14 protein-coding genes and 1 pseudogene are annotated in these 20919 nt (G+C 66.4%); 10 read left to right on the forward strand and 5 right to left on the reverse strand.

Going from position 1 to position 20919, the window contains the following annotated elements:
• The first annotated feature begins 187 nt into the window (after positions 1-187).
• Together ACQP0C_RS17245 and ACQP0C_RS17250 are read left to right on the forward strand one after the other, a co-directional pair.
• A complete protein-coding gene (locus ACQP0C_RS17245) occupies positions 188-328 on the forward strand; it encodes a hypothetical protein (RefSeq protein ID WP_433733893.1) in 141 nt (46 codons plus the stop codon).
• A 117-nt stretch (positions 329-445) separates the two neighbouring features.
• A complete protein-coding gene (locus tag ACQP0C_RS17250) occupies positions 446-2284 on the forward strand; it encodes an AMP-dependent synthetase/ligase (RefSeq protein WP_433733894.1) in 1839 nt (612 codons plus the stop codon).
• A 77-nt stretch (positions 2285-2361) separates the two neighbouring features.
• Here the strand turns inward: ACQP0C_RS17250 and ACQP0C_RS17255 are convergent, their stop codons facing one another.
• A complete protein-coding gene (locus ACQP0C_RS17255; protein ID WP_433733895.1) occupies positions 2362-4098 on the reverse strand; it encodes a sensor histidine kinase in 1737 nt (578 codons plus the stop codon).
• A 49-nt stretch (positions 4099-4147) separates the two neighbouring features.
• Positions 4148-4590, reverse strand: a pseudogene (locus ACQP0C_RS17260) (response regulator).
• 69 nt (positions 4591-4659) lie between these two features.
• Here ACQP0C_RS17260 and ACQP0C_RS17265 point away from each other — a divergent pair.
• Positions 4660-5241: a flavodoxin domain-containing protein gene (locus tag ACQP0C_RS17265; protein ID WP_433733896.1), complete on the forward strand. Its 582-nt coding sequence runs from the start codon at positions 4660-4662 to the stop codon at positions 5239-5241.
• A gap of 186 nt (positions 5242-5427) precedes the next feature.
• On the opposite strand, the gene ACQP0C_RS17270 is transcribed toward ACQP0C_RS17265, so the two are convergent.
• Both ACQP0C_RS17270 and ACQP0C_RS17275 read right to left on the reverse strand, forming a co-directional pair.
• Positions 5428-6033 (reverse strand): Rv1733c family protein, encoded by a 606-nt coding sequence (locus tag ACQP0C_RS17270; RefSeq protein WP_433733897.1) that lies wholly within the window; start codon positions 6031-6033, stop codon positions 5428-5430.
• Positions 6034-6513: 480 nt separating this feature from the next.
• A complete protein-coding gene (locus tag ACQP0C_RS17275; protein WP_433733898.1) occupies positions 6514-7041 on the reverse strand; it encodes a flavodoxin domain-containing protein in 528 nt (175 codons plus the stop codon).
• A gap of 28 nt (positions 7042-7069) precedes the next feature.
• Here ACQP0C_RS17275 and ACQP0C_RS17280 point away from each other — a divergent pair, with 28 nt between their 5' ends.
• On the forward strand, positions 7070-7411 hold the full coding sequence (locus ACQP0C_RS17280) for a hypothetical protein (RefSeq protein ID WP_433733899.1): 342 nt from the start codon (positions 7070-7072) through the stop codon (positions 7409-7411).
• An 884-nt stretch (positions 7412-8295) separates the two neighbouring features.
• Here ACQP0C_RS17280 and ACQP0C_RS17285 read toward each other — a convergent pair.
• Positions 8296-9513, reverse strand: coding sequence for a PucR family transcriptional regulator (locus ACQP0C_RS17285; RefSeq protein WP_433733900.1), 1218 nt, complete (start codon positions 9511-9513; stop codon positions 8296-8298).
• 828 nt (positions 9514-10341) lie between these two features.
• Between ACQP0C_RS17285 and ACQP0C_RS17290 the strand changes: the two genes are divergently transcribed.
• From ACQP0C_RS17290 to ACQP0C_RS17315, 6 genes are read left to right on the forward strand one after another with little or no spacing between them, the layout of a single operon-like run.
• Positions 10342-10605 (forward strand): acyl carrier protein, encoded by a 264-nt coding sequence (locus ACQP0C_RS17290; protein WP_433733901.1) that lies wholly within the window; start codon positions 10342-10344, stop codon positions 10603-10605.
• Between the two features lie 2 nt (positions 10606-10607).
• Complete coding sequence (locus ACQP0C_RS17295) at positions 10608-16622, forward strand: aminotransferase class III-fold pyridoxal phosphate-dependent enzyme (protein WP_433733902.1); 6015 nt, start codon at positions 10608-10610, stop codon at positions 16620-16622.
• Positions 16619-17518 (forward strand): hypothetical protein, encoded by a 900-nt coding sequence (locus ACQP0C_RS17300; RefSeq protein ID WP_433733903.1) that lies wholly within the window; start codon positions 16619-16621, stop codon positions 17516-17518. The genes ACQP0C_RS17295 and ACQP0C_RS17300 overlap by 4 nt, the downstream gene beginning before the upstream one ends.
• On the forward strand, positions 17515-17769 hold the full coding sequence (locus tag ACQP0C_RS17305; RefSeq protein ID WP_433733904.1) for an acyl carrier protein: 255 nt from the start codon (positions 17515-17517) through the stop codon (positions 17767-17769). The genes ACQP0C_RS17300 and ACQP0C_RS17305 overlap by 4 nt, the downstream gene beginning before the upstream one ends.
• Complete coding sequence (locus tag ACQP0C_RS17310) at positions 17766-19487, forward strand: fatty acyl-AMP ligase (RefSeq protein WP_433733905.1); 1722 nt, start codon at positions 17766-17768, stop codon at positions 19485-19487. Before ACQP0C_RS17305 ends, ACQP0C_RS17310 begins: the two co-directional genes overlap by 4 nt.
• On the forward strand, positions 19484-20887 hold the full coding sequence (locus tag ACQP0C_RS17315) for a cytochrome P450 (RefSeq protein WP_433733906.1): 1404 nt from the start codon (positions 19484-19486) through the stop codon (positions 20885-20887). The genes ACQP0C_RS17310 and ACQP0C_RS17315 overlap by 4 nt, the downstream gene beginning before the upstream one ends.
• Positions 20888-20919: the final 32 nt, after the last annotated feature.

A 20919-nucleotide genomic window follows, 5' to 3' on the forward strand; every position in this document is an offset into this window, starting at 1 on the left:
ATCACGGCCGAGGGAACCTTTCAACCCATCCGGCGACGGTTGAATGAGTCCATACAGGGCCATCGAGGGAGTGCAACCGCGCCTCGATCAGAGACGGGAGTCGCGTAGCGCTGCGAAGCAGACGACGATTCCTGTTGCGGCACTGAGTATTTGATGACCGGCAAGCGCTACGACGCGGTCTGGGATAGTGGGCGACACCTACGACGGCGCGTATATTCAGCCCGATCCGCGCGGCTTCTTCGATCAGCTGGTGCCCGGCGGTGTGATCGAGGCTGCGGTGAGCTGGTGCACCCACAACATGTGTGATCGGCTGGAGCAGCCTTGGTAACTGCGCATTCTCGCGGTCGATGAGTTCGCGGCGGCCGTGGTGCAACGCAGCCTCCGTGAGTGCAGGTTTCTCGTCCGAACGCCCGAGTGATCGGCCGGGGACTCGTAGGATCAAATGATGAAGTTCCTCCGAGAATCTGAGGAACCTCCCGACCTCAGCAAGATCGAGAGACGGGCATCGTCGGTCGCCCAGATGCTGGTCGACCGGGTAGCCGCGACTCCAGACGCGGAGGCGTTCCGATTTCCTGACGGCGAGGGCTGGACCAGCGTGTCCTGGCAGCAGGTCGGCGACCGGGTCAACATCCTCGCCGCCGGGTTGATTGCGCTGGGAGTCGAGGCTCAGGACCGGATCGCGCTCGTGTCGTCCACACGGTATGAATGGGTGCTCGTCGACTTCGCCGTGATGTGCGCTGGCGCGGCCACCACCACGGTGTACCCCACCACCAACGCCACCGGCGTCACGTTCATCGTTGCCAACTCGGGCAGCCGTGTCGTTGTTGCCGAGAATCAGACCCAGGTCGACAAACTGATCGAGCACCGCGGCGAACTACCCGACGTACAACAGGTAGTGATCGTCGACGGCGAGGGCGACGGAAACTGGGTGATCACTCTCGATGACCTCGAAGAGCGCGGACGGAAATTGCTTGCCGGATCGCCCGAGGCGGTCGTCGACCGCATCCGCGGGATCCGTCCCGAGCACTTGGGCAGCATCATGTACACCTCCGGCACGACCGGCACCCCGAAAGGGGTTCTACTACCGCATTCCGCATGGACCTACAGCGCCGCCGCGATCGATGCCCTGAACGTTCTCGGCCCGGACGACCTCAACTTCTTGTGGTTGCCGCTGTCCCACGCGTTCGGCAAGGTGATGTTGGCGCTGTCACCGCTGATCGGCTTTCCCACGGCAATCGACGGCCGGGTGGACAGGATCGTGGAGAACCTTGCGATACTCCACCCCACCATCGTGGGGGCCGCCCCCCGCATTTTCGAGAAGGCGCACGCGCGCATCGAAGGCATAATGGCCGAAGAAGGCGGGATCAAGAAGAAGATCTTCGACTGGGCGATCGGGGTGGGCAGCAAAGTCTCGCGTGCCACACAGGCCGGCGAGAAGCCGTCGCTGCTGGTTTCATTGGAGCACAAAATTGCGGACAGGCTGGTGCTGTCCACCATCCGTGAACGCTTCGGTGGGCGGCTGCGGTACTTCGTTTCGGCAGCGGCACCCTTGGACCGCGATGTCGCGCTGTGGTTCGACGCGATAGGCATCATCGTGCTCGAGGGCTACGGCCTGACCGAGACCGCCGCCGCCTCGTTCATCAACCGCCCAGGTGCATACCGGTTCGGCACTGTCGGTAAACCGTTCCCCGGCACCGAGGTCAAGATCGCCGAGGACGGTGAGATCCTGCTGAAAAGCCCGGGTGTGATGACCGGCTATCACAACCGCCCAGACGCCACCGCCGAGGCTTTCGACGCGGAAGGCTGGTTCCGCACCGGCGACATCGGCGAGATCGACGCCGACGGCTTTCTGCACATCACCGATCGCAAGAAAGACTTGTTCAAGACTTCGCAAGGCAAGTACGTCGCACCCTCCGCGATCGCCGCGACGTTCAAGGGACTCTGTCCATATGCCGGAGAACTCATCGTCTGCGGCGAGACACGACCCTATTGCGTCGCCTTGGTCGGTCTCGACGCCCAAGCCATCACCGAGTGGGCCGACAAGCACGGCCTAGCCGACTTGCCGCTCGCCGAAATCGCGCGCGCCGAGCAGACCCACGACGTGATCGCCAGCTACATCAATGACCTGAACGCCCAACTCAATCGCTGGGAACAGATCAAGAGATTCGGCATCATCGACCGTGAACTGTCCGTCGAGGCAGGTGATCTCACACCGAGTATGAAGCTGCGCCGCAGAATAGTCGTCGACAATCTCGCGGACCGCATCGACGCCCTCTATGACTGAGGTCGAACACACACGGGTGCCCCCCGGGTGTCAAGGCGCCCCCTCCGGGGTGACTGTCCGTGCCGTCGCGGCAGCAGTCAGGGCAGCGGCGCCGACCAGCGCAACACCGTGCCCCCGTCCACGCCTTTGGTCACGCTGAAGCTGCCATCCGCCTGTTCGGCGCGCGTGGCCAGATTCGCCAATCCGCTCATGCGGGTGATGTCGTCGGGGATGCCGATGCCGTCGTCGGTCACTTCGATGGTGACGTCATCGCCTACGCGCAGATGGACCGTCACCGTTGTCGCGTGCGCATGCCGCACCGCGTTGCTGACTGCTTCGCGCAGTACCGCCTCGACGTCTTCGGATAGTGGCGGCGCCAGCACGGAGACCGGGCCGGCGAGTCGAATTGTGGTGCGCAGACCGCTTTCTCCGATCATGTCGGTGATGACGGTGTGCAGGCGTTTGCGCAGCGTCGGGGCGTCCGCGGTGGTGCCGCTGTGCAGGTCGAAGATCGAGTGCCGGATGTCTTGGACGATCGACTGGATGTCGGCGATGGTGTCGGTGAGTCGGGATTTGACCTCGGGTGCCCGGGCTCGCTGCGCCGTGCTCTGCAGTGAGAGGCCGACTGCGAACAGCCGTTGGATGACGTGGTCGTGCAGGTCGCGGGCGATGCGGTCGCGGTCGGCGAGCACGTCGAGTTCGCGCATCCGTCGCTGGGTGGTCGCCTGCTGCAGGGCCAGTGCGGCCTGATCGGAGAAGGCGGCCATCATCGACTGCCCGGCCTCGTCCAATGGCTGTGCACCGGGCGGTTGTACGGTGGCGAGCACGCCGATGACCGAATCTTTGGCCCGCAGCGGAAGGATCAGCGCTGGCCCGAATTTCGACGGCTCGTAGAAGACCGGCCGGAAGCGCAGTTCGTCGACGGCGACGAACTCGCCGGATCGGAACGCTTCGCCGGAATTCGATTCGTCCATCGGTATGCGCTCGCCGAGCAGTTCGTCGGCGCCGACGCCTGCGGCCGCGGCGACCACCAGTTCGGTGATGTCCTCGGTGGGGATGTCGGGGTCCTCGGGCAGGGCGAGGAAGGTGCACGCCGACTGGCTGAGCGTCAGGGCCCGGTTGGCGACCAGTTCGAGTGCGGTGTCGGGTTCGCCGCCCGCGAGCAGTTCGGTGGCCACATCGCGATTGGCCTCCAGCCATTGCTGACGGATCCGGGACTGCTCGTAGAGGCGCGCGTTGGCGATGGCGATACCCGCGGCGGCGGCCAGCGCCTGCACCACGACCTCATCGTCCTCGGTGAATTCCTGACCACCGGCCTTCTCGGTCAAATACAGGTTGCCGAACACCTCGTTGCGAACCTTCACCGGAACGCCGAGGAAGGTGCGCATCGGCGGGTGGTGGGCCGGGAAGCCGACCGAGGACGGATGCTTCGAAAGGTTGGTCAACCGAAGGGGTTTGGGCTCCTCGATCAGCAGGCCGAGGACACCGTGACCGCGCGGCAGATCGCCGATCATGACCCGGGTCCGGTCGTCGATGCCCTCGTAGACGAATTCGGCGAGCTGATGGCTGTTCTTATCGGTTTCGCGCACGCCCAGCGCCCCGTATTCGGCGTCGACCAGCTCGATGGCGGTGTGCACGATCGAGCGCAGGGTGTTGTCCAGGTCCAGTCCGGTGGTGACGACCAGTAAGGCCTCGATCAGGCGGTCCATTTGGTCGCGGACGCCGACGATCTGGGCGATCCGGTCCTGGGCTTCCCCGAGCAATTCACGCAGTCGCAGCTGGGCCAGGGTTTCGGTCACCGGGGGTTGGCCGGGTCCGGTGGACTTGCCATCCATACCCCCATTTTGGCATGATCATCTACCCCCATGTCGTGCCGTGTAAACCTCATTCCCACTTCTTCTTGGTGGGCGCGTTGAGTTCGGCGGCCAGCACCGCGGCCTGGGTTCGACGCTCGACCCCGGTTTCGGCCTCGGCCTCCTCGCGCAGCTTCGCCATCGGTGCCGCGGCCGCACGCAACAGTGATTTGCCCGCGCCGACCTCGCGAATGGCCTCGATCAGTTCGATCGTGTCGATGTCCTTGACCACGTAGCCGCTGGCTCCGGCCAGGATGGCGTCGAGCATGGCCTGCTCGTCGGTGAACGGTGTAAGTATCGGACACCGCGGCTCAGGATGCTGATTCAGCAGTTCACGGCACAGGTCGATGCCATTGCCGACGGGAGTCGAACATCCAGCACCACGACCTGCGAACCCCAGGGACGCCACTCGTCCGAGGGCGCGCTCGCTGTGGCCGAAAAAGTCACGCCTGCACGATCCTTTGCCGATCGTATGACGAAGGTCGATCTGGTAGGCGCCGGAAGACCCTGTCAGACCGAGCCGATTCTGCGGACCGTGATGCTATGACCACTGATGACTCCGACCGCACTGTCGAGACGGTGCTCATCGTCTACGCGACCGTCCATGGCTGTACCGCCGAGATCGCCGAGTTCATCGCGACCCGCGTGCGGGACAAGGGCTTGTCCGCGTGCGTCGTGTCGGTGGACGAGGATCCCGACCCGACGCATTTCGACGCGGCGGTGCTCGGCAGCGCGATTCACTATCGCGCATTTCTGCCCGGATTCTCCGACTACATCGATCGGCACTGTCTGGCACTGCGAGTGCGCCCGGCGTGGCTGTTCAGTGTGGGCGCGGGCCCGGCGATGCCCGGTCCCCTTGGTTTCGTGCTGCGGCACTACACTCCGGGTGCGATTGTTAGAGTTCGAAACCAGCTGTGCCCGTGGGGATTTGGGCGGTTCGCGGGAGAAATCCCGCACCCCGATAACCTCGCAACACGGGTGATCATGTGGCTGCTCGGCTGCGGGTCCGGGGATGTGCGCGACTGGCCTGCGATCGCCGCATGGACCGATGCCATCACCGCAACGATCGTTGCCGAGCGCCAACGCACCGAATTCCAGACCGTGCGCGTGACCGACCGCTCGTGACAGGCTGCGGAAACTACACGCCGGGCTGGACGAGCAGGACACCTACCCCCGCTTCATCGGGGCCGCACCCGAAGACCTCGGCAAGATCGCTGCAGCCATAGCCGAGAACGTTTCGACGCACTGCGCCGTCGGTGCCTTCATCGGCGGCCGACCGGTGGGGTCGCGAGTTTCGTCGCACTCGCACACTTACCGCCGGTCGCTGCCGGTCTGCCATCCGGTCTGCCGCCATTCCCGTTCCCAGCCGGCCCGACGTCGAGCGCCCAATGCCCACATGATGAGCGCGACCAGGGCCAGGACGGCGCCCCAGATTTCGACCAGAACGGCCAGGCCGACCTCGATCCCGTTGCCGACGGCGACACTGGACCGCTGCGGCGGACGGGTCGGAGTGCCGTCCGGGGCGAGCCACACCGTGACCTTGTCGCCGCGGGTCGCCGTATCCGGGGCCTCGATCGTCGCCGTGCCGGATCGGCCGTCCTGATTCCAGCGCACCGGCGCTTCGGCGTGGCTCTCGGTCATCTCCGACCGCGCCGACACGATCGCGGTGTGCTTCACTTCGCCCGAAATCGTGCCCGTCACAGCGACTTTCGCCGAGTTGTCAGCGATGATCCGCGCCGCCGCCGCGGTATAGCCCGCGGTCCCCACGGCACCCGCGATCGGAATGGCGACCAGCATCGCCGCAACGGCCAGCATCCGGACCAGCGCCTCGAATCGATCCGACGCCCGCATCAGCGGATTGGTATTCCATGGTCGCGTCCGCCAGATTCGGACCGACAGCGACGGGTACTGCGCCACCCGGATCACCTCTTCTCGACGGCACTGCCACTGTGGTGAATTTCGTGGCCGGCTGCCTGGTTCGAGCATCTCGCTCAGCGCCGTCGCGGAGCAGAGACAAAGGTCACCGCGTTGTCGAGTCCTGTGACCCTGCATCCGAGGTCACTGGCCCATCGCACGCGCGCCGTCGTCGGCTGTCCGGCATAGCCGTGCGCCGATCCGGGTCGTATCTGCGGATCGGTGGCGGCCGTCAGAGTTGGATGCCGACTCGCGCGATACCGTTCCGGCGGCAGGCCGACACCGGAAGGTTTGCGGCGGCGACCAACCGCATCAGCCGGGTATTCGCCGGAATCAGTTCGGCGACAGATCGTTCTATGCCGCGTTCACGCGCGAGTTGCGCCAGGCGGTGCAGGAGTTCACGCCGGGCGTTCGATGGGGTCCGCGCTCGAACGACGGCGGCGCTTTCGAACCCGGTTGTCGGCGGTCCGGCCGAGATCGGCCTCAGAATCGATGCGCGATCCGGTCGGCCCCGGTATGTGCGAGGCGTTCGCCCCAAGCGCGCGCGCATTCCAGCGCATCTGCGGCCAATGGTCCGGTCACGCCGTCGACGAAGAAGTCCACCGGCTCGTCGACGAGTTCATAACCCAAGTGCCGCAATCGCTTACCGGCACTGCGGGCGGCCGATCCCGGCATCCACGACGGTTTCACGGGCTTGGTGCCGAAGGCCGCGGCCTGGGTGCCCGCTACTACCGGCAGCGCCCGGGCGAGCCATTCTCGGATCCCGATCTCGACCGGGACCAACGCGTCGGTCCGTTGCGCAGCCTCACGGCGGGTCCGGCGTCGGCTGAGCCCGAGCATGTGTGTCGGCCCGCCCACCACCAACAGATCCGCAGTCGGCTGGGGCAGCTCCGCGGCGGCCGCCACGTTGAGCAGCTCCACGGTGGCGTACTCACTGAGCCCCTGAGCGATGGCGGCGGCGATGGCGGCAGTGTTGCCGAACATCGATTCGTAGATGACCCGCGCCAGCATGTCGGTCTCCTCGCAGTGCGGAAGCCGGGTGAAGGTGGGATCAACGCTACGGGCGGACGGCGCCGCCGAACAGGGCCGAACCGACGCTTACCTGGGGACCTTCGGACATCCGAGGGAGTTCCCGATGACCTTCGGCCGTCGCGTCGGGGTCCATGGCGCACAATGCGAGTCGATAACCGCATTGCTGACGGTCGCGCGGGGCCCGCTCGCGCTCGGCGATCCGGACCGCTACGCGATGCTCGCCGCGCTGTGCCTGATCGGTGCGGTGGCCCGGCTCGGCGCACTGGCCGAGCCGGGCCAAACCAGTTCTGGTGGGATATCTGGCCGGAATCGCGGGGATGATGATCGCCGGATAACTCGGGCGCGGTAGAGGTCCCGATGATCGTGGTCCGCGCGCACTGAGCGGAGATCAGCCGCGGCGAGCGAGTCGGCGCAGGCGTTCGTGCTCGAGGACGATGTGACGCTGGTGACGAAGCACAGCGCGGTGACAATGGCCCCGAGGGCGGTCCAGCCCGCGAATCCATAGCCGGCCGCGGTGAGGGTGGATGCCAGGCCCACAACTCCGGCGATGAAAACCACGATGCCGGGGATGTTGTACGGGTCGGCGAGGCTTTCGCCGGGCTTGCTGTGGTATGGCTCGCCGGATGTCCTGTCGCTCAAGATAATTCCTCCAGTGTCGGTTGAGATCGGGCCGCGGCGGGGCGGTTTCGCCGCGGCCCATCGATCACCCTGCCCGCGCGGGGGTCGTGCGGGCAGGGGCGTTGGTCCTGTGGGAATCGGACCAAGGTCATATTTCCGCCGATCTGGTCCACATCAGCGAGTCGCAATGCGTCCGAACCCGCCACATCGTCGACCGTGTCGACTCGGACCTCACGAAATATCTTGGGCGTGAGCGTCTCTCGAACTCGTGTGCTTGCTGATCGTTGGGGGCGGGCGTCTACGGGGCCGATAACGCGCTGGTCCGGGGCACCGGGAGTCGTCGGTAGGTGTCATTTGGGGCGTGTCTCATTGGTACCCGCAGGACACGGCGATCGGGCCCGGCCGATGCCGTGCGTGCGGGCGCACAGTGGTGCTACCTGCCGAACCGGGTCCGCAGTCTGCGGAGATGCCCGAGATGAGGTGTTTGGTACGACCACGATCTCAACGGGTGGAGCTACGCCTGGATGAGCGTCGGGATGGTGTTGTTCTGGGGTCTGCTGGACGCCGAGCGATGGCCCACCGGGCGATCCCCTCCGCGCGCCCGGTGGGCCCGCGTCAGGTGCGGTACGTGCGCGCGACCAGGGCCGAGCGCAGGTACCAGAGCCCGGACGGCTGGGACGGATCGAATCCGGTGAGCTGTCCGATGCGCTTGAGTCGGTAGTCGACGGTATTGGTGTGCACGTGCAGGACCCGGGCGGTGCGCTGCCGGTTGAGGTTATTGCCGATGTGGCGTTGCAGGGTCTCCAGCAGTTCGGGATGTTCGTCGAGGGGATCCAGCAACGAGCCGAGGTATTCCCGCCCCGGACCTGGTCGTGTCAGCTGGTATTCGAGGGCGAGTTCGTCGAAGTGATACAGCCCGGCCACCGCCTGCAGCCGCTGCACCATATCGAGCAGTTCGTGCGCTTGGTCGGCCGCGTTCGGAATCTGTTCCGGCGGGGCCTGGACCATTGTCACGGTGATCCCGACCTGTGCGGTCTGCGACAGGCGCGTCACCACGGCTTCGAGGTGATCGTTGTCGAATTGCGTCGCGGGGATCAGCACGGTGCCGCCGTCCACACTGAGCAGCGACAGCGCGCTGGCACCGCACTGCGTCGCGAGTTCGGCCTGCAGTCGCCGCAGCTTGCGCCGGGCCACCACCTGGGCATCGAGCATCGGATTGCTTTCATCGCGATGAGGCGGAATGGCAACGGCGAGAACGTTATAGGAGTCGGCGATGGCGATGCCGCATTCACGTGCCATGGTCGAGGTGCTGTGCCCGCCGAGCAGCGCCGAGGTGAGGGTGTGCACGGCGGTGTGGTGTTCGCTGACGACCGCGCGCAGCTCGCGGATATAGGCGACCGAGATCGCCGAAGTGAGCTTGTCCAGCAGTGCGATGACCATCTTGGCGCCGTCGACGAGATTGTCGTAGTCCTTCATCGTCGCCTTGGACACCACCAGTTCGAGGCCCATCTGGAAGCCCTCGTGGATGGAATGCAGGATGGTGTCGATCGGCACGCCCTCGCGGGCCCACCCGGCGGCATGGTCCTCGAGCCGCCGCACCTTCTCCGGAATGTCCTTGCCGTCCAGCATGCTGACCGCGATCTCGAGGCAGACCCGGGTGCTGGCGGTGAAATCGCCGGTGATCGCTTCGCCCGGCATCGTCGCGCACGGGATGACGTTGTCGACGAAGTGGCCGACCATCTGCCGCGACAGCGCGCGGACGTCCTTGAGTGGCGACGACATCGGCTTACCCGAGAGGGTCAGGGTCGGCCGGGCCGAGTGGTCGACGGACATGGGCGACTCCTTTTGCCCCCGATGTTGCTGTGTGGCGCATTCACGCTAACCGTCCGAGGTCGGCTGTGGACCGGTTCGCACGGTTCTGTGAGAGTGCGCTAGCCGGGCCGGGATGCCCTTGTGACCGGTCACAGTGTTTCAGAGGGGCTACCGGCGAGTAATGAGAGCCGTCACATCCGTGGATCGGACCAGAAGTTAGCCGGGAGTTCGGGCCGGGCACGTGCCGTGCGGTGCGACGTAAAAATGTCGTTACGCGACTTTGCCTTCTGCCGCGGAATGTGTTAGCGCTCAATCCAAAACAAAAATACCGATGAGTTGGTTTGGAAACTCTGCTGTCCGCTCAGTGAACCGGGCGTGAACAGCGCATTTATTGGAAATTGTTCCCGGCCACCGATGGCGCGGTCTGTTTGATGAATTATCTGTGACCGCAAATCGCGGAATGTGTTGTCTCAGACGGGGACTCGTCAGGCCCCCTTTTCGGTGGGTGTGCGCGGGTCTCGTGCGCTTTGCCGAGTCAAATTAGCGAGACAGTTGCTATCGGCTCGAACCGACTGTGGGGCAAGCCTATTGAGATTGCCAGCCGCAAATCAGCGGTGTACAGATGTGTGCATGCACCGCTGTGATTGCTAACAGTTGTGCACATGGACGAGATATTGGACGTAACAGTCCCGATTGCCGTATCGGAGGGCAAGTGAGCGCAGTCTCGACTGGTGCTGAATTCCGCACTGACCAGCAAAGATTCATGATTGGTTCGGCGGGGTCCACGGTCTCGGTCCGCGTTGCGTGCATGGCGGACGCGGCAGGTTCGAGTGCGACGGAGGGTGAGTGATGACCGGGTTGAACGATGTTCACGAGCGGGTGCGCGAACTCTTTTCGCGGGGACTGCGAGTGCTCGAGATCGATGTGAATGCGCCGTTGCTGGATTATGGCTTGGACTCGGTGCGATCGGCCGAACTCGTCATCGAACTCGAGCGCACCTTCGACATCGAGATCTCCGATGAGGAGGCTGCGACGTTGCACACCGCCCGCGACGTAATCGACTGTGTGGTCGCCAAGTCCGCTGCGAATCGGCACTCGGGTATCGGAGCATAGTCTTGTCCGCGAGCGTTCTGTTTCCGGAACAAATTAATTCCGCCGCCATTGTTTCCGAACACGAATTATTCGATGATTTCGCCCGGCACAACCGCCCGGGGCTGGCCCGGCTGCTGCGTGCGTGCCATCTGGATCTGGTGTATGTGGGTGCCGAAAGTGACTACCTGATCCGCCCGGATGGCGCGCGGGTATTGGATCTTGTCGGCGGTTTCGGGGCGGCACTGTTCGGGCACAACCATCCGGCGCTGGTGCGGGTGGCGACCGCGCGGCTCAATCAGCAGACCCCGTTCGTCGCCCAGGGCAGTGTCCGGCCCGGGGCCGCGCGGCTGGCGCGACGGCTCTCGGCAGCAGTGGCGGCCAGCACCGGCCGCGACTACGTGGTGAGCTTCGGATCCACCGGCGCGGACGCGGTCGAGGCGGCGATCCGGCACGCGGCCGTCGCGCATGCGCGTGCACTCGATGAGTTGGAGACCGAACTGCGCCGCACGCTGCGCCGGGTTCGGCGCGATGGTCTGCCCGATGTGCGTCCGATCGCCGTGGCCGACAATGGATCCGGTGCCACCGACGACGACGGCCGTTCGGTCGCACAGCTTCTCACCGAATCGCTGCGCGAGATCGATGAACTACGTCGTCGCGGACCGGTTTTCGTCTCCCTGTCCGGAGCCTTCCACGGCAAGACGGCCGGTGCGTTCGCGCTGACCGAGCAGGCCGATACCCCGGCGGACCTGGTGGTGCCCGGTCCGGAGCGGCGTAGGCTCGAGACCTGGGAGCCGGAGGAGGTCACCGCGGCGTTCGCCGAGGAACTGCGACCGGTGTGCCGGATCACCTTCGACGGCACCGGTCGGCCGGTGCAGTCGTGGACCAGCATCTCGCCGATCGCGGCGGTATTCGCCGAGCCGATCCAGGGCGAGGGCGGTGTCCGCGAGGTTCCGGCGGCGACTCTGCGCGCATTGCGCGAGTTGGCCGACCAGCACACGGCGGCGCTGGTTTTCGACGAGATCCAGTGCGGCATGGGCCGCACCGGAACGTTCCTGGCATCGACGCCGTCGGGCATCGCGGCGGACTACTACCTACTCTCGAAGTCGCTGGGCGGCGGCCTGGTGAAGATCTCGGCGCTGCTGGTCGACCGGCAGCACTCCATCGCCGATTTCGGCCGCTACCACACCTCGACCTTCGCCGATGACGACCTGTCCTGCGCCGTCGCCGATGCCGCGCTGGACCTGCTGCGCGACAACCAGATCCGCATTTCCGATACCGGCGCGCGACTTCGGTCCCGGCTGGAGGAGGTGGCGCGACGCTGGCCGAAGGAGATCGTGGCCGTCCGCGGTCGCGGACTGCTACAGGGCATCGAACTATCGCCGCTGGAACCGGCATCGGCACTGCTGCGCGAGATCTGCGATCCGGAGATGTTCGGATACATGGTGGCAGGCTATCTGCTGCACGCCCACCAGATCCGAATGCTGCCAACACTTTCCGCGCCGACCACACTGCGCATCCAGCCCTCGGCCTTCCTCGCCGATGCGGAGCTGGACCGGCTGGCGGCGGCGCTCGACGACCTCGCCGCACTGCTGCATCGCGGCGACTATCCACGGCTGCTCGCGCATCTGGCCGCTCCGGTCACCACGAATTGGCCGGTGCCGGAGCACAGGTCGCCGTCGCGTCGGCACACCCATGAGATCGCGCACGACTGGAACGCCCCGACCAGGGTGGTCTTCCTCGCCAATCTGCCCGATGCCGCGGATCTGCGCAGATTCGCACCGGAACTGGCCGAATGGTCCGACGACCAGTTCGCCGCATTGTTCGAACGGCTGCGCGGGGTGGCCGAACCCTTCGAATTGACCAGGCAGATCGTCACCTCGCCGACCGGCGCCGCGGTCGAGGTCTGCCTGATCGCGGTGCCGATCTCGGCGGAGCAGATCATCGAATGCCAGCGCGCCGGACATCGCGCCTGGCTGCGCGATCTGGTGCTGGAGGCGGTGGAGCAGGCGATCAGCTTGGGCGCCACCGTAATAGGGCTCGGCGGCTACACCTCGATCGTCACCAATGCCTCGCGCGATGTCATCGAGGACACCGTCAAGGTGACCTCGGGCAATTCGCTCACCGCGGCCTGCGCCTACGACGTGGTCCGTGCCGAGCTCGCCCGCCTCGAACCGGGGCAGCGGCGGGTCGGGATCCTCGGCGCGCTGGGCAATATCGGCGCGGTGATGGCGGAACTGCTCGCGCCACTGGCGGATTCGGTGACCCTGGTCGGGCGCGCCGGATCGGCGTCGCGGCTGAAACGGGTCGCATCGTCGCTGCCCGGCGCGGTAACGGTCAGTGAGGACCTGACCGCGCTGCGGACCTGCCGCATCGTCCTCACCGCCACCAATTCGGCCGTGCCCGTGGTCACCGCCGAGCGACTGGCCGACGACCATCCGGTGCTCGTGGTCGATCTCGCGGTCCCCGGCGATGTGGATCCCGCGGTATCCCACCAACCGAATATCACCCTGGTTTCCGGCGGCCGCATGGCGCTGCCGCTCGGCCAGACACCACCGTTTCCCGAAACCGGGCTGCCCGCCGGGGTCGTCTACGCCTGCATGGCCGAAACCATTCTGCTCGGTTTCGAACCGCGCACGGCGAGTCCGTCCTACGGCGGCCTGACCGCGGCAGGTGTGCGCGCCGCCCGCGATCTGGCCGCCCGTCACGATGTGCGCCCGGTTCTGCTTCCGACAGGAGCTCCCACCGTGTCCGAAACTCCCACCGCAGCCACACCCGCCCCGATGTTCCTCGGCGCGGCCGATTTCGCACCGGACCGCGCCGGTGGCAAGGCGGGCACGCTGCACGAATTGATCGTCGCCGGATTCGAGGTCCCGCCCGGCTTCGTCGTCACCGCCGATCTCGATCTGGCCCGGGTCTCCGACGAGGACCTGAGCGGCTGGGTGCGCGCACTGGGTGGATTCCCGGTGGCCGCGCGCTCGAGCGGTGTGCTCGAAGACCTCGACGACGCCAGTTTCGCCGGTCAGTACGAGTCCTACCTCGATATCACCGATGTGGCGGCCCTGCGCGGATATATCGAGCAATGCCGAGAGTCGGTGCACAACGAGCGAGTTCGCACCTACCTGGCCCGGCACGGGTACCGCGAGGCGGGCGCCTCGGTGGCCGTGCTGGTGCAGCGCATGGTCGAGGCCCGCTGTGCCGGAGTGGGTTTCAGCATCGACGCGCTCACCGGCATCGAGGACAACGCGGTCGTCGAGGCGTGCAACGGCCTCGGTGAACGACTCGTCTCCGGACATGTCGCGCCGACCAGGTACACGCTGCGGCTGTTCGACGGTTCGGTGGTCGAGCGGGTGGCGGGCGATGAGGATGTGCAGCTCGATGCCAGCGCCACCGCGGAACTCGCCGCGCTCATGCTCGCGGTGCAGGCGCACCGGCACCGTCCGCAGGATATTGAGTGGGCCATCGACGGCGACGGGAAGCTGTGGCTGCTCCAGGCGCGGGCCATTACCGCGATCACCTGGCGCACCGATATCGACCAGTTCTCCGATGCCGATCTGCGTGACGGTGGCGTCTCGGCGCGGGTCTGCACGCCGATGATGTTCTCGTTGTACGACAACGCCTTCCAGCATTCGATGCAGCAGTTCATGGAGCGGTTGAAGCTGGCCGAACCCGGTGTGGAGCCGGACTGGATGGCCATGTACTACGGCCGCGCCTACTGGAACGTCAGCGCTGTCAAGAAGTGCTTCTTCCGCATTCCCGGCTTCGACGAACAACATTTCGACGACGACCTCGGGGTGCTCAACGACTACGGTCCCGCCGGACCGCACCGCACCCCGACCAATGCCAAGACCATCGCCAAGGCGCTGCCGGCGGCGTTGGCCGTGCCGAAGAGCTACCAGGACCAGTTGGCCGCGGTCGAGGTCTTCGCGGCCGAATGGCCCGCGAAGCACGCGGTATGGCGCGAGCGGGTTCGTGAGCTGCCGCGGACCGACGAGGCGACCTTCGTCGCCGATCTGGCGGACTGCCTGCTGACCTTCCACGCCAACACCGAGCGCACCTACTTCACCACCATCTACAACAACTCCAGCGTGCAGACCGACTTCAAGCAGCTGCTCGACAAGGTCGACGCCGCGACCGGCGCGACCACCTCGGCGATCGACCTGATGGGCGGGCTCGCCGATATCAGCCATATGCAGTTGCAGCGCGGGATCGTCGAATTGCACCGGGTGGCAAGCGATCACGGACTCGACAGTCCCGAGTGGACCAAGGCCATCTACGCCTTCCTGGACGAGCAGGGTTTCCACGCCGATGCGGAGCTGGATCTGACCAGTCCGCGCTGGTCGGAGGAACCCGAGCGAGTGCGATCGATGATCGCGGTGATGCTCGAACACGGCACCGCACCGGCGGATCCCGATGTGACGCTGGTGGATCAGCGCAAACGCTATGAGGACGAACTGGCCGCGGTGCGTGCGCGGGTGCGGGCCAAGCCGCTGGCGCGGGTCAAGCACGCGAAGGCGCTGGACAAGCAGGTCGATCGGATGCGTCGGTATCTGGTCGCGCGCGAGCGGATGCGGGAGTTCTCCTCGCAGTGCTATGCCATCGTGCGCGCCTATGTCGTCGAGGCCGGCGTGCGGCTCGCCGCGGCGGACACGCTCGAGCAGGCCGACGATGTGTTCCAGCTGTCCATCCACGAGCTGAGCGATCTCGCGGCCGGACGGGTGGACATTGCCACGCTCGCACCCCAGATCGCCTACCGCCGTGCGGTTTACGCGGGCTATCGGGATCTGGAGCCGCCGCATGAACTCGGCGGTGGCGTCACGGTGGGCGCGGTCCGTGAGATCGGTGACGGTGATCTGACCGGACTCGGATGCAGTCCGGGTGTCGCGGAGGGCACCGCCCGGGTGATCACCTCGCTGGCCGATATCGATCAGCTGCGTGCGGGCGACATTCTCGTCACGCGGTTCACCGATCCGGGATGGACGCCCGCGCTGGGGCTGGTCGCCGCCGTGGTGACCGAGGTCGGCGGGATGCTCTCACATGCCGCGGTCATCGGGCGCGAGTACGGAATTCCGGCGGTGCTCAATGTCGCGGGTGCGACGACGGCGGTGCGCTCCGGACAGCGGATCCGGGTCGACGGTGGTGCCGGCGTCATCAGTGTGCTGGAGGCGGCGGTCTCAGCCGAGGCAGCGCCGCCGGCGCTGGTGTCCGGAAACGGCGACCACGAGCAAGTCCTCGATAGCGTGTCGGTCGTCGCGGAACCGGAGCCGTCGCGGAAGCGGCCGGCACCCGCCGAAGCACCGGTCACGGAGCCGGATGAGCCCGCGCGTGCGGTGCCATTGCGGCCCGCCGAGCCCGAACAACAACCCCAGCCCCCGGAGCATCCGCGTCCGGCGGCCAGCAGAACGGATGAACCACTGACCGCACGCAAGCGCCTGATCTGCATCGCCGGTGCCGACGGATCGGGTAAGACGACCCAGGTGGCCCGCATCGCCGCGGAATTCGAGGCGCAGGGCCACAGCGTTGCCGCCGTGACCATTTGGGACGCGTTCCTCGACCCGAAGGTCTCCTCGAAACTGCCCTGGCGCAGTCCGGCCGAGATCTACGGCTACCTGAAGCTGCTGTCCCCGCTGAGCCGGGCACACTTCCTGTTCCACGCCATGCAGCTGTCCTTCGATCTGGCCGCCGAGCGCGGCGCGGACATCCTGCTGGCAAATGCCTACTGGTACAAGTACTTCGCCACCGAGGTCGCCCATGGCGGCGATCCGAGGGTGCTGCGCAAGCTGGCGGCCGGTTTCCCGGAACCCGACCGCACCTTCTACCTGTCGGTGCGTCCGGAGGATGCGCTGGGGCGCAAGCAGTTGCGCAGCGACTATGAAAGCGGCTACGGCGACGAGGAGACCTTCCTGGAATTCCAGCGTCGCAGCCACGACGCATTGGAGGCATTGTCCTCGGAGTTCGGCTGGATCCGGCTGGACGGCACCGCGGCGCCCGCCGATATCACCAAGGCCGTACTCGCCCAACTGCGGGAGGACGACCGGTGAGCACCGAGACAGTACTGCGCGGCGATTCGCTGGGAACCGAGGTTCGCGCGACGGGCCGGGCCCGCCGGGTCGCCATCGTCGGCATCGACGGCGCCGGCAAATCCTCGGTGCTGGCGCGATTGCGCGAATTGGCGCCGGCCACCGGCTCTTTCGCCTCGATGACCTGCCCGGACTTCCACAACACCAGGAATGTGCCGCTGACCGAGCTGTCCGAGCAGCTCAAGGCCTTCAGCGTCGGATGCGACGAAATCGCCAGCCTGGAAATGAAGGCCACGGCGATGTATCTGCAGATGACGCTGTTCGGCCCGGTGGAGCGGCATTTCCTGAGCACCTGGTCGCCGGATGTGCTGGTCTTCGAACGGCATCCGCTGATCGAACTGCTGGTCTACGGACCGCTGTATGTCGCACTGGCGCGCCCGGAATGGAACGGTCACGACCTCGCCGCGGAAATCGCGGCCGTCCTGGAACGCCACCGGCCGGGCACCTTCGATGACATCCTGGCCTGGCAGCGGTCAGAATCCGCGCGTCTGGGCAGCTCCCCGGATATCTGGGACCTGCTCTCGGAAATCGCGGACCTGGTGCGCCGGGACGTGACCGAATCGGTCCCCGGCTTCGCCGACCGCTTCCGCACCAGCCTGCCCGACGCGGTGCTCTGGCTGGACGCGCCGCCGGAACAGGCCGCGGCGCGGTGTGCGCAACGTTCAGGGGACGGGCCCAAGGAGGCCCATGAAACCGCAGAGCGGCTCGGAGCCCTGCGTGACGGATATCTACAGGTGCGCGACACCCTCGCGGCGGCCTTCCCGGAAGTGGAATTTCACCGCATCGACACCGCTGACGGCGTCGACCTGGAGGAGTCGGTGCGCGCCTGCGTGACGGAAGGGAAGTTGCTCGGATGAGTACACAGGCAGGCACCTCGGCCACCGATATCGAGGCGCGGGTGCGCGCCATTGTCGGTGAGGTGCTGTGGGTTTCGGCAGAGGATATCGACGCCTCGGCCCAACTGATCGACTACGGACTGGATTCGCCGACCGCCATCGAGCTGACCATTCAGCTGGAGCAGGCCTTCGGCATCGCAATCCCGGAAGACGCTGCGGCACAGTTGAATACGGTCGGCCAGATCGTGCGGTACGTGCGGGGTGAGCAGTGACCTCGCCGACTCCCCAGCATCCGACGATCGTGCACGCGCTGCTGGCCAATGCCGAGCGTGCCGCGACCGGCCCGTCGACCATCTTCGTTCCGGAGCGTAGCGGCGACGGGTCCGACGGCGAAACCGCCTGGCGCCACGACGATCTCGCGGCCGCGGCGGGACGCAGCGCGGCCGCATTGGCCGCCGAGGGAGTCGAGCCGGGGGATCGGGTGATGCTGTGCCTACCCACCTCACCGGAGTTCGTCACCGCATTCTTCGGGGCGTTGCTGCTCGGTGCGGTGCCGACCGCGGTGGCGACGCCGGGTGGTTTCGGTTCGGCGGATATCTTCCGGGACAAGTTCACTCGGCTGCTCGCCTATCTGGAACCAGCGGCGGTGGTCGCGACATCGTCGGTGCTCGCTGGGGGAGCACTGCCGGATGCCGTGGCGGCCATCGATGGCAATGTGCTGCACGCCGTGGCCTGTGCACCGGATGCGCCCACACTGGCCCCCAGGCTTCCCGAACCGGGGGATCTGGCCTTCATTCAGGCGACCTCCGGGTCGACCGGAACGCCGAAGGGCGTGCAGGTCACCCACGCCAATCTCGCGGCCAACTGCGAACAGATCGCCGGTGTCGCCTCAATGGGGCGAGGCGACACCTGGGTCGGCTGGTTGCCGCTGCACCACGATATGGGGCTGATCGGCGGATTCCTGACACCGGTGTTCCGTGGCTTCGATGCGGTGCTGATGCCGCCGAGCCGGTTCCTGCGCAGTCCGGGGGATTGGTTGCGCGCGGTCAGCCGGTATCGCGGAACATTCACGGCGGCGCCGAATTTCGCCTATGGATATGCGGCGGCCCGGGTCACCGATGCCGAACTCGACGGCGTCGACCTGTCGAGCTGGCGATTCCTGTTCTGTGGCGCGGAGCCCATCCATCCGCCGACCGTGCAACACTTCGTCGACCGATTCGCCGCGTGGGGGCTGCCCAAGGACGCGCTGGTGCCGTGCTACGGAATGGCCGAGGCCTCCCTCGCGGTCACGGTCAACCGTCCGCACGCGCCGATCGCCTACGACTCGATTTCGCGCCGTGCGCTCACCGGAAACGGTGTGGCCCTGGATATTGCGCAGGACGACCCCGACGCGATGCACATCGTCGACTGTGGTGCACCGCTGCCCGGCACCGAGGTTCGCATTATCGCCGAGGACGGCGCGATCTGCGGTGCGGATATCGTCGGCCGCATCCAGTTCCGCGGCCCCTCCATGACCATCGGCTACTTCCGGCTGCCCGCGGAGACCGCGGCCGCCACCAGCGACGGCTGGTGGGACACCGGCGATATCGGCTACCTGCGCGACGGCCGGTTGCGCATTACCGGCCGGCATAAGGACCTGATCATCATCCGCGGCGCGAACTACCTGCCGACCGATTTCGAGCTCGCCGCACAGGAGGTCGCGGGTGTGCGATTGGGCGGTGTCGCCGCGGTCGGCCATGCCGATACCCAAGGGCTTTCGGAGGAACTGCACCTCATCGTCGAATCCGGCGCCGACGTCGACGAACACGATGCGCTGCGGCGGGCCGTGCGCGTCGCGGTGAGCAAGCGCACCGGTGTGCTGCCCGCCGATGTTCGGGTGGTGCCGCCGCGCAGCATCCCGAAAACCACCAGTGGCAAGGTGCAACGCGCGGAGGCCCGGCGGCTGTTCCTGGTCGAGGACGATCTGGTCGGCGCCGGAGGAGCGGCATGAGTGTGCAGCCGAAGTTCCGCGGCCGTCGGCTCGGCGGCCCGACGCTGCGGCATCCGCTCGGGGTGTATCCGGACTACCGCGCCGACCCGCTCGCGCTGTTCTACGAGCAGGCCGTCGCGCACGGTGGCAGCGTCCGGCTACGCCTGGTGCATCAGCAACTGCACCTGCTGGTGGAGCCGGACCATATCAACCAGGTGCTGGTCACCAATGCGGCCAAATACGAGAAGGGGATCAGCTACCAGAGCCTGAACCATATGCTCGGACCCGGCCTGCTCACCAGCGGCGGCGAACTGTGGAAACGCCAGCGCGCCTTGATCAAACCGGCCTTCTCGCGTCGCCACGTCGATACCGAGATTCCACTGATGCAACAGTGCGGGCAGCGGATGCTGAACCGGCTCGACGGCTACGCGGCGAGCGGCACGGCCTTCGACCTGGTTCCCGAGGTGATGGGCTTCGCGGCCGATGTGGTGTGCCGTGCGGTCATGGGCGCCGATATCGACGGCGTGCTGCCGCAGATCGAAGACGATGTGCGCGAGGGTGTTTCGTGGGTGATGCGGCATATGTCCGCACCCATCCAGGTGCCGCCGAGCGTGCCGACTCCGGCCAACCGGCGCTTCCAAGGCGTGCTCGAACGACTGCATCGCGTGGTGGACAGCGTGATTCAGCGGCACCGGGCCGCCGAGGCCGACACGACATCCCTGCTGGCGCGGCTGCTCGCAGCGCGCGATGACGCCGGACACGCCATGGACGACGAACAGTTGCGTCACGAGGTGCTCACCTTCCTGCTCGCCGGCCACGAGACGACCGGCGGCGCGATGGCGTGGACGATCTACGAACTGTGCCGCAACCCGGCCGTTCTCGCCCGCGTGCGCGATGAGATCGATGTCGCGCTGGCGCTGTCCGACGATGTCGGCCGCGTGCTGCCCGCGCTGGAGTTGACCGGTCGTGCGATCGACGAGGCGATGCGCCTGCACCCACCCGCGTGGGCGTTCAGCCGCACCGCGCTGGAGCCGGACAGCTTCGACCGCTTCGATCTGCGACCGGGCGCGATCGTGGTGATCAGCCCGTTCGTGAATCACCGACTTCCCGAATTCTGGGATTCCCCGCTGACCTTCGATCCCGATCGGTTCACCAAGGAACAGACCAAGGCTCGCCCGCCGTTCCACTACTTCCCGTTCGGCTGGGGCGCACATCTGTGTGTCGGCCAGCATATGGCGCTGACGGAGGTACGCGTCGGTATCGCGATGCTGTTGGCCCGCTACGACATCGAACTCGTCAATGGCATGCGGGTGCGGGAGAACCCGGAGATCTCCAATACCCCCGATCCGGTACTGGTGCGGCTCACCCGGCGTGCGCCCGCGGAGCCGACGGCCAAGACCATGCAGGAGGCCGCGCAATGAGTACAGCATCGCGAAGCGATTCAGTGAGGGGC

This window comes from Nocardia sp. CA-129566, assembly GCF_050956075.1.
Taxonomy (GTDB): domain Bacteria; phylum Actinomycetota; class Actinomycetes; order Mycobacteriales; family Mycobacteriaceae; genus Nocardia.

Bases quoted from the DNA above. Each gene is read 5' to 3' on its own strand.
- ACQP0C_RS17250 (WP_433733894.1), top strand. From the start codon at position 446: ATGAAGTTCCTCCGAGAATCTGAGGAACCTCCCGACCTCAGCAAGATC.
- ACQP0C_RS17255 (WP_433733895.1), bottom strand. From the start codon at position 4,098: ATGGATGGCAAGTCCACCGGACCCGGCCAACCCCCGGTGACCGAAACC.
- ACQP0C_RS17265 (WP_433733896.1), top strand. From the start codon at position 4,660: ATGACCACTGATGACTCCGACCGCACTGTCGAGACGGTGCTCATCGTC.
- ACQP0C_RS17275 (WP_433733898.1), bottom strand. From the start codon at position 7,041: ATGCTGGCGCGGGTCATCTACGAATCGATGTTCGGCAACACTGCCGCC.
- ACQP0C_RS17285 (WP_433733900.1), bottom strand. From the start codon at position 9,513: ATGTCCGTCGACCACTCGGCCCGGCCGACCCTGACCCTCTCGGGTAAG.
- ACQP0C_RS17290 (WP_433733901.1), top strand. From the start codon at position 10,342: ATGACCGGGTTGAACGATGTTCACGAGCGGGTGCGCGAACTCTTTTCG.
- ACQP0C_RS17305 (WP_433733904.1), top strand. From the start codon at position 17,515: ATGAGTACACAGGCAGGCACCTCGGCCACCGATATCGAGGCGCGGGTG.
- ACQP0C_RS17315 (WP_433733906.1), top strand. From the start codon at position 19,484: ATGAGTGTGCAGCCGAAGTTCCGCGGCCGTCGGCTCGGCGGCCCGACG.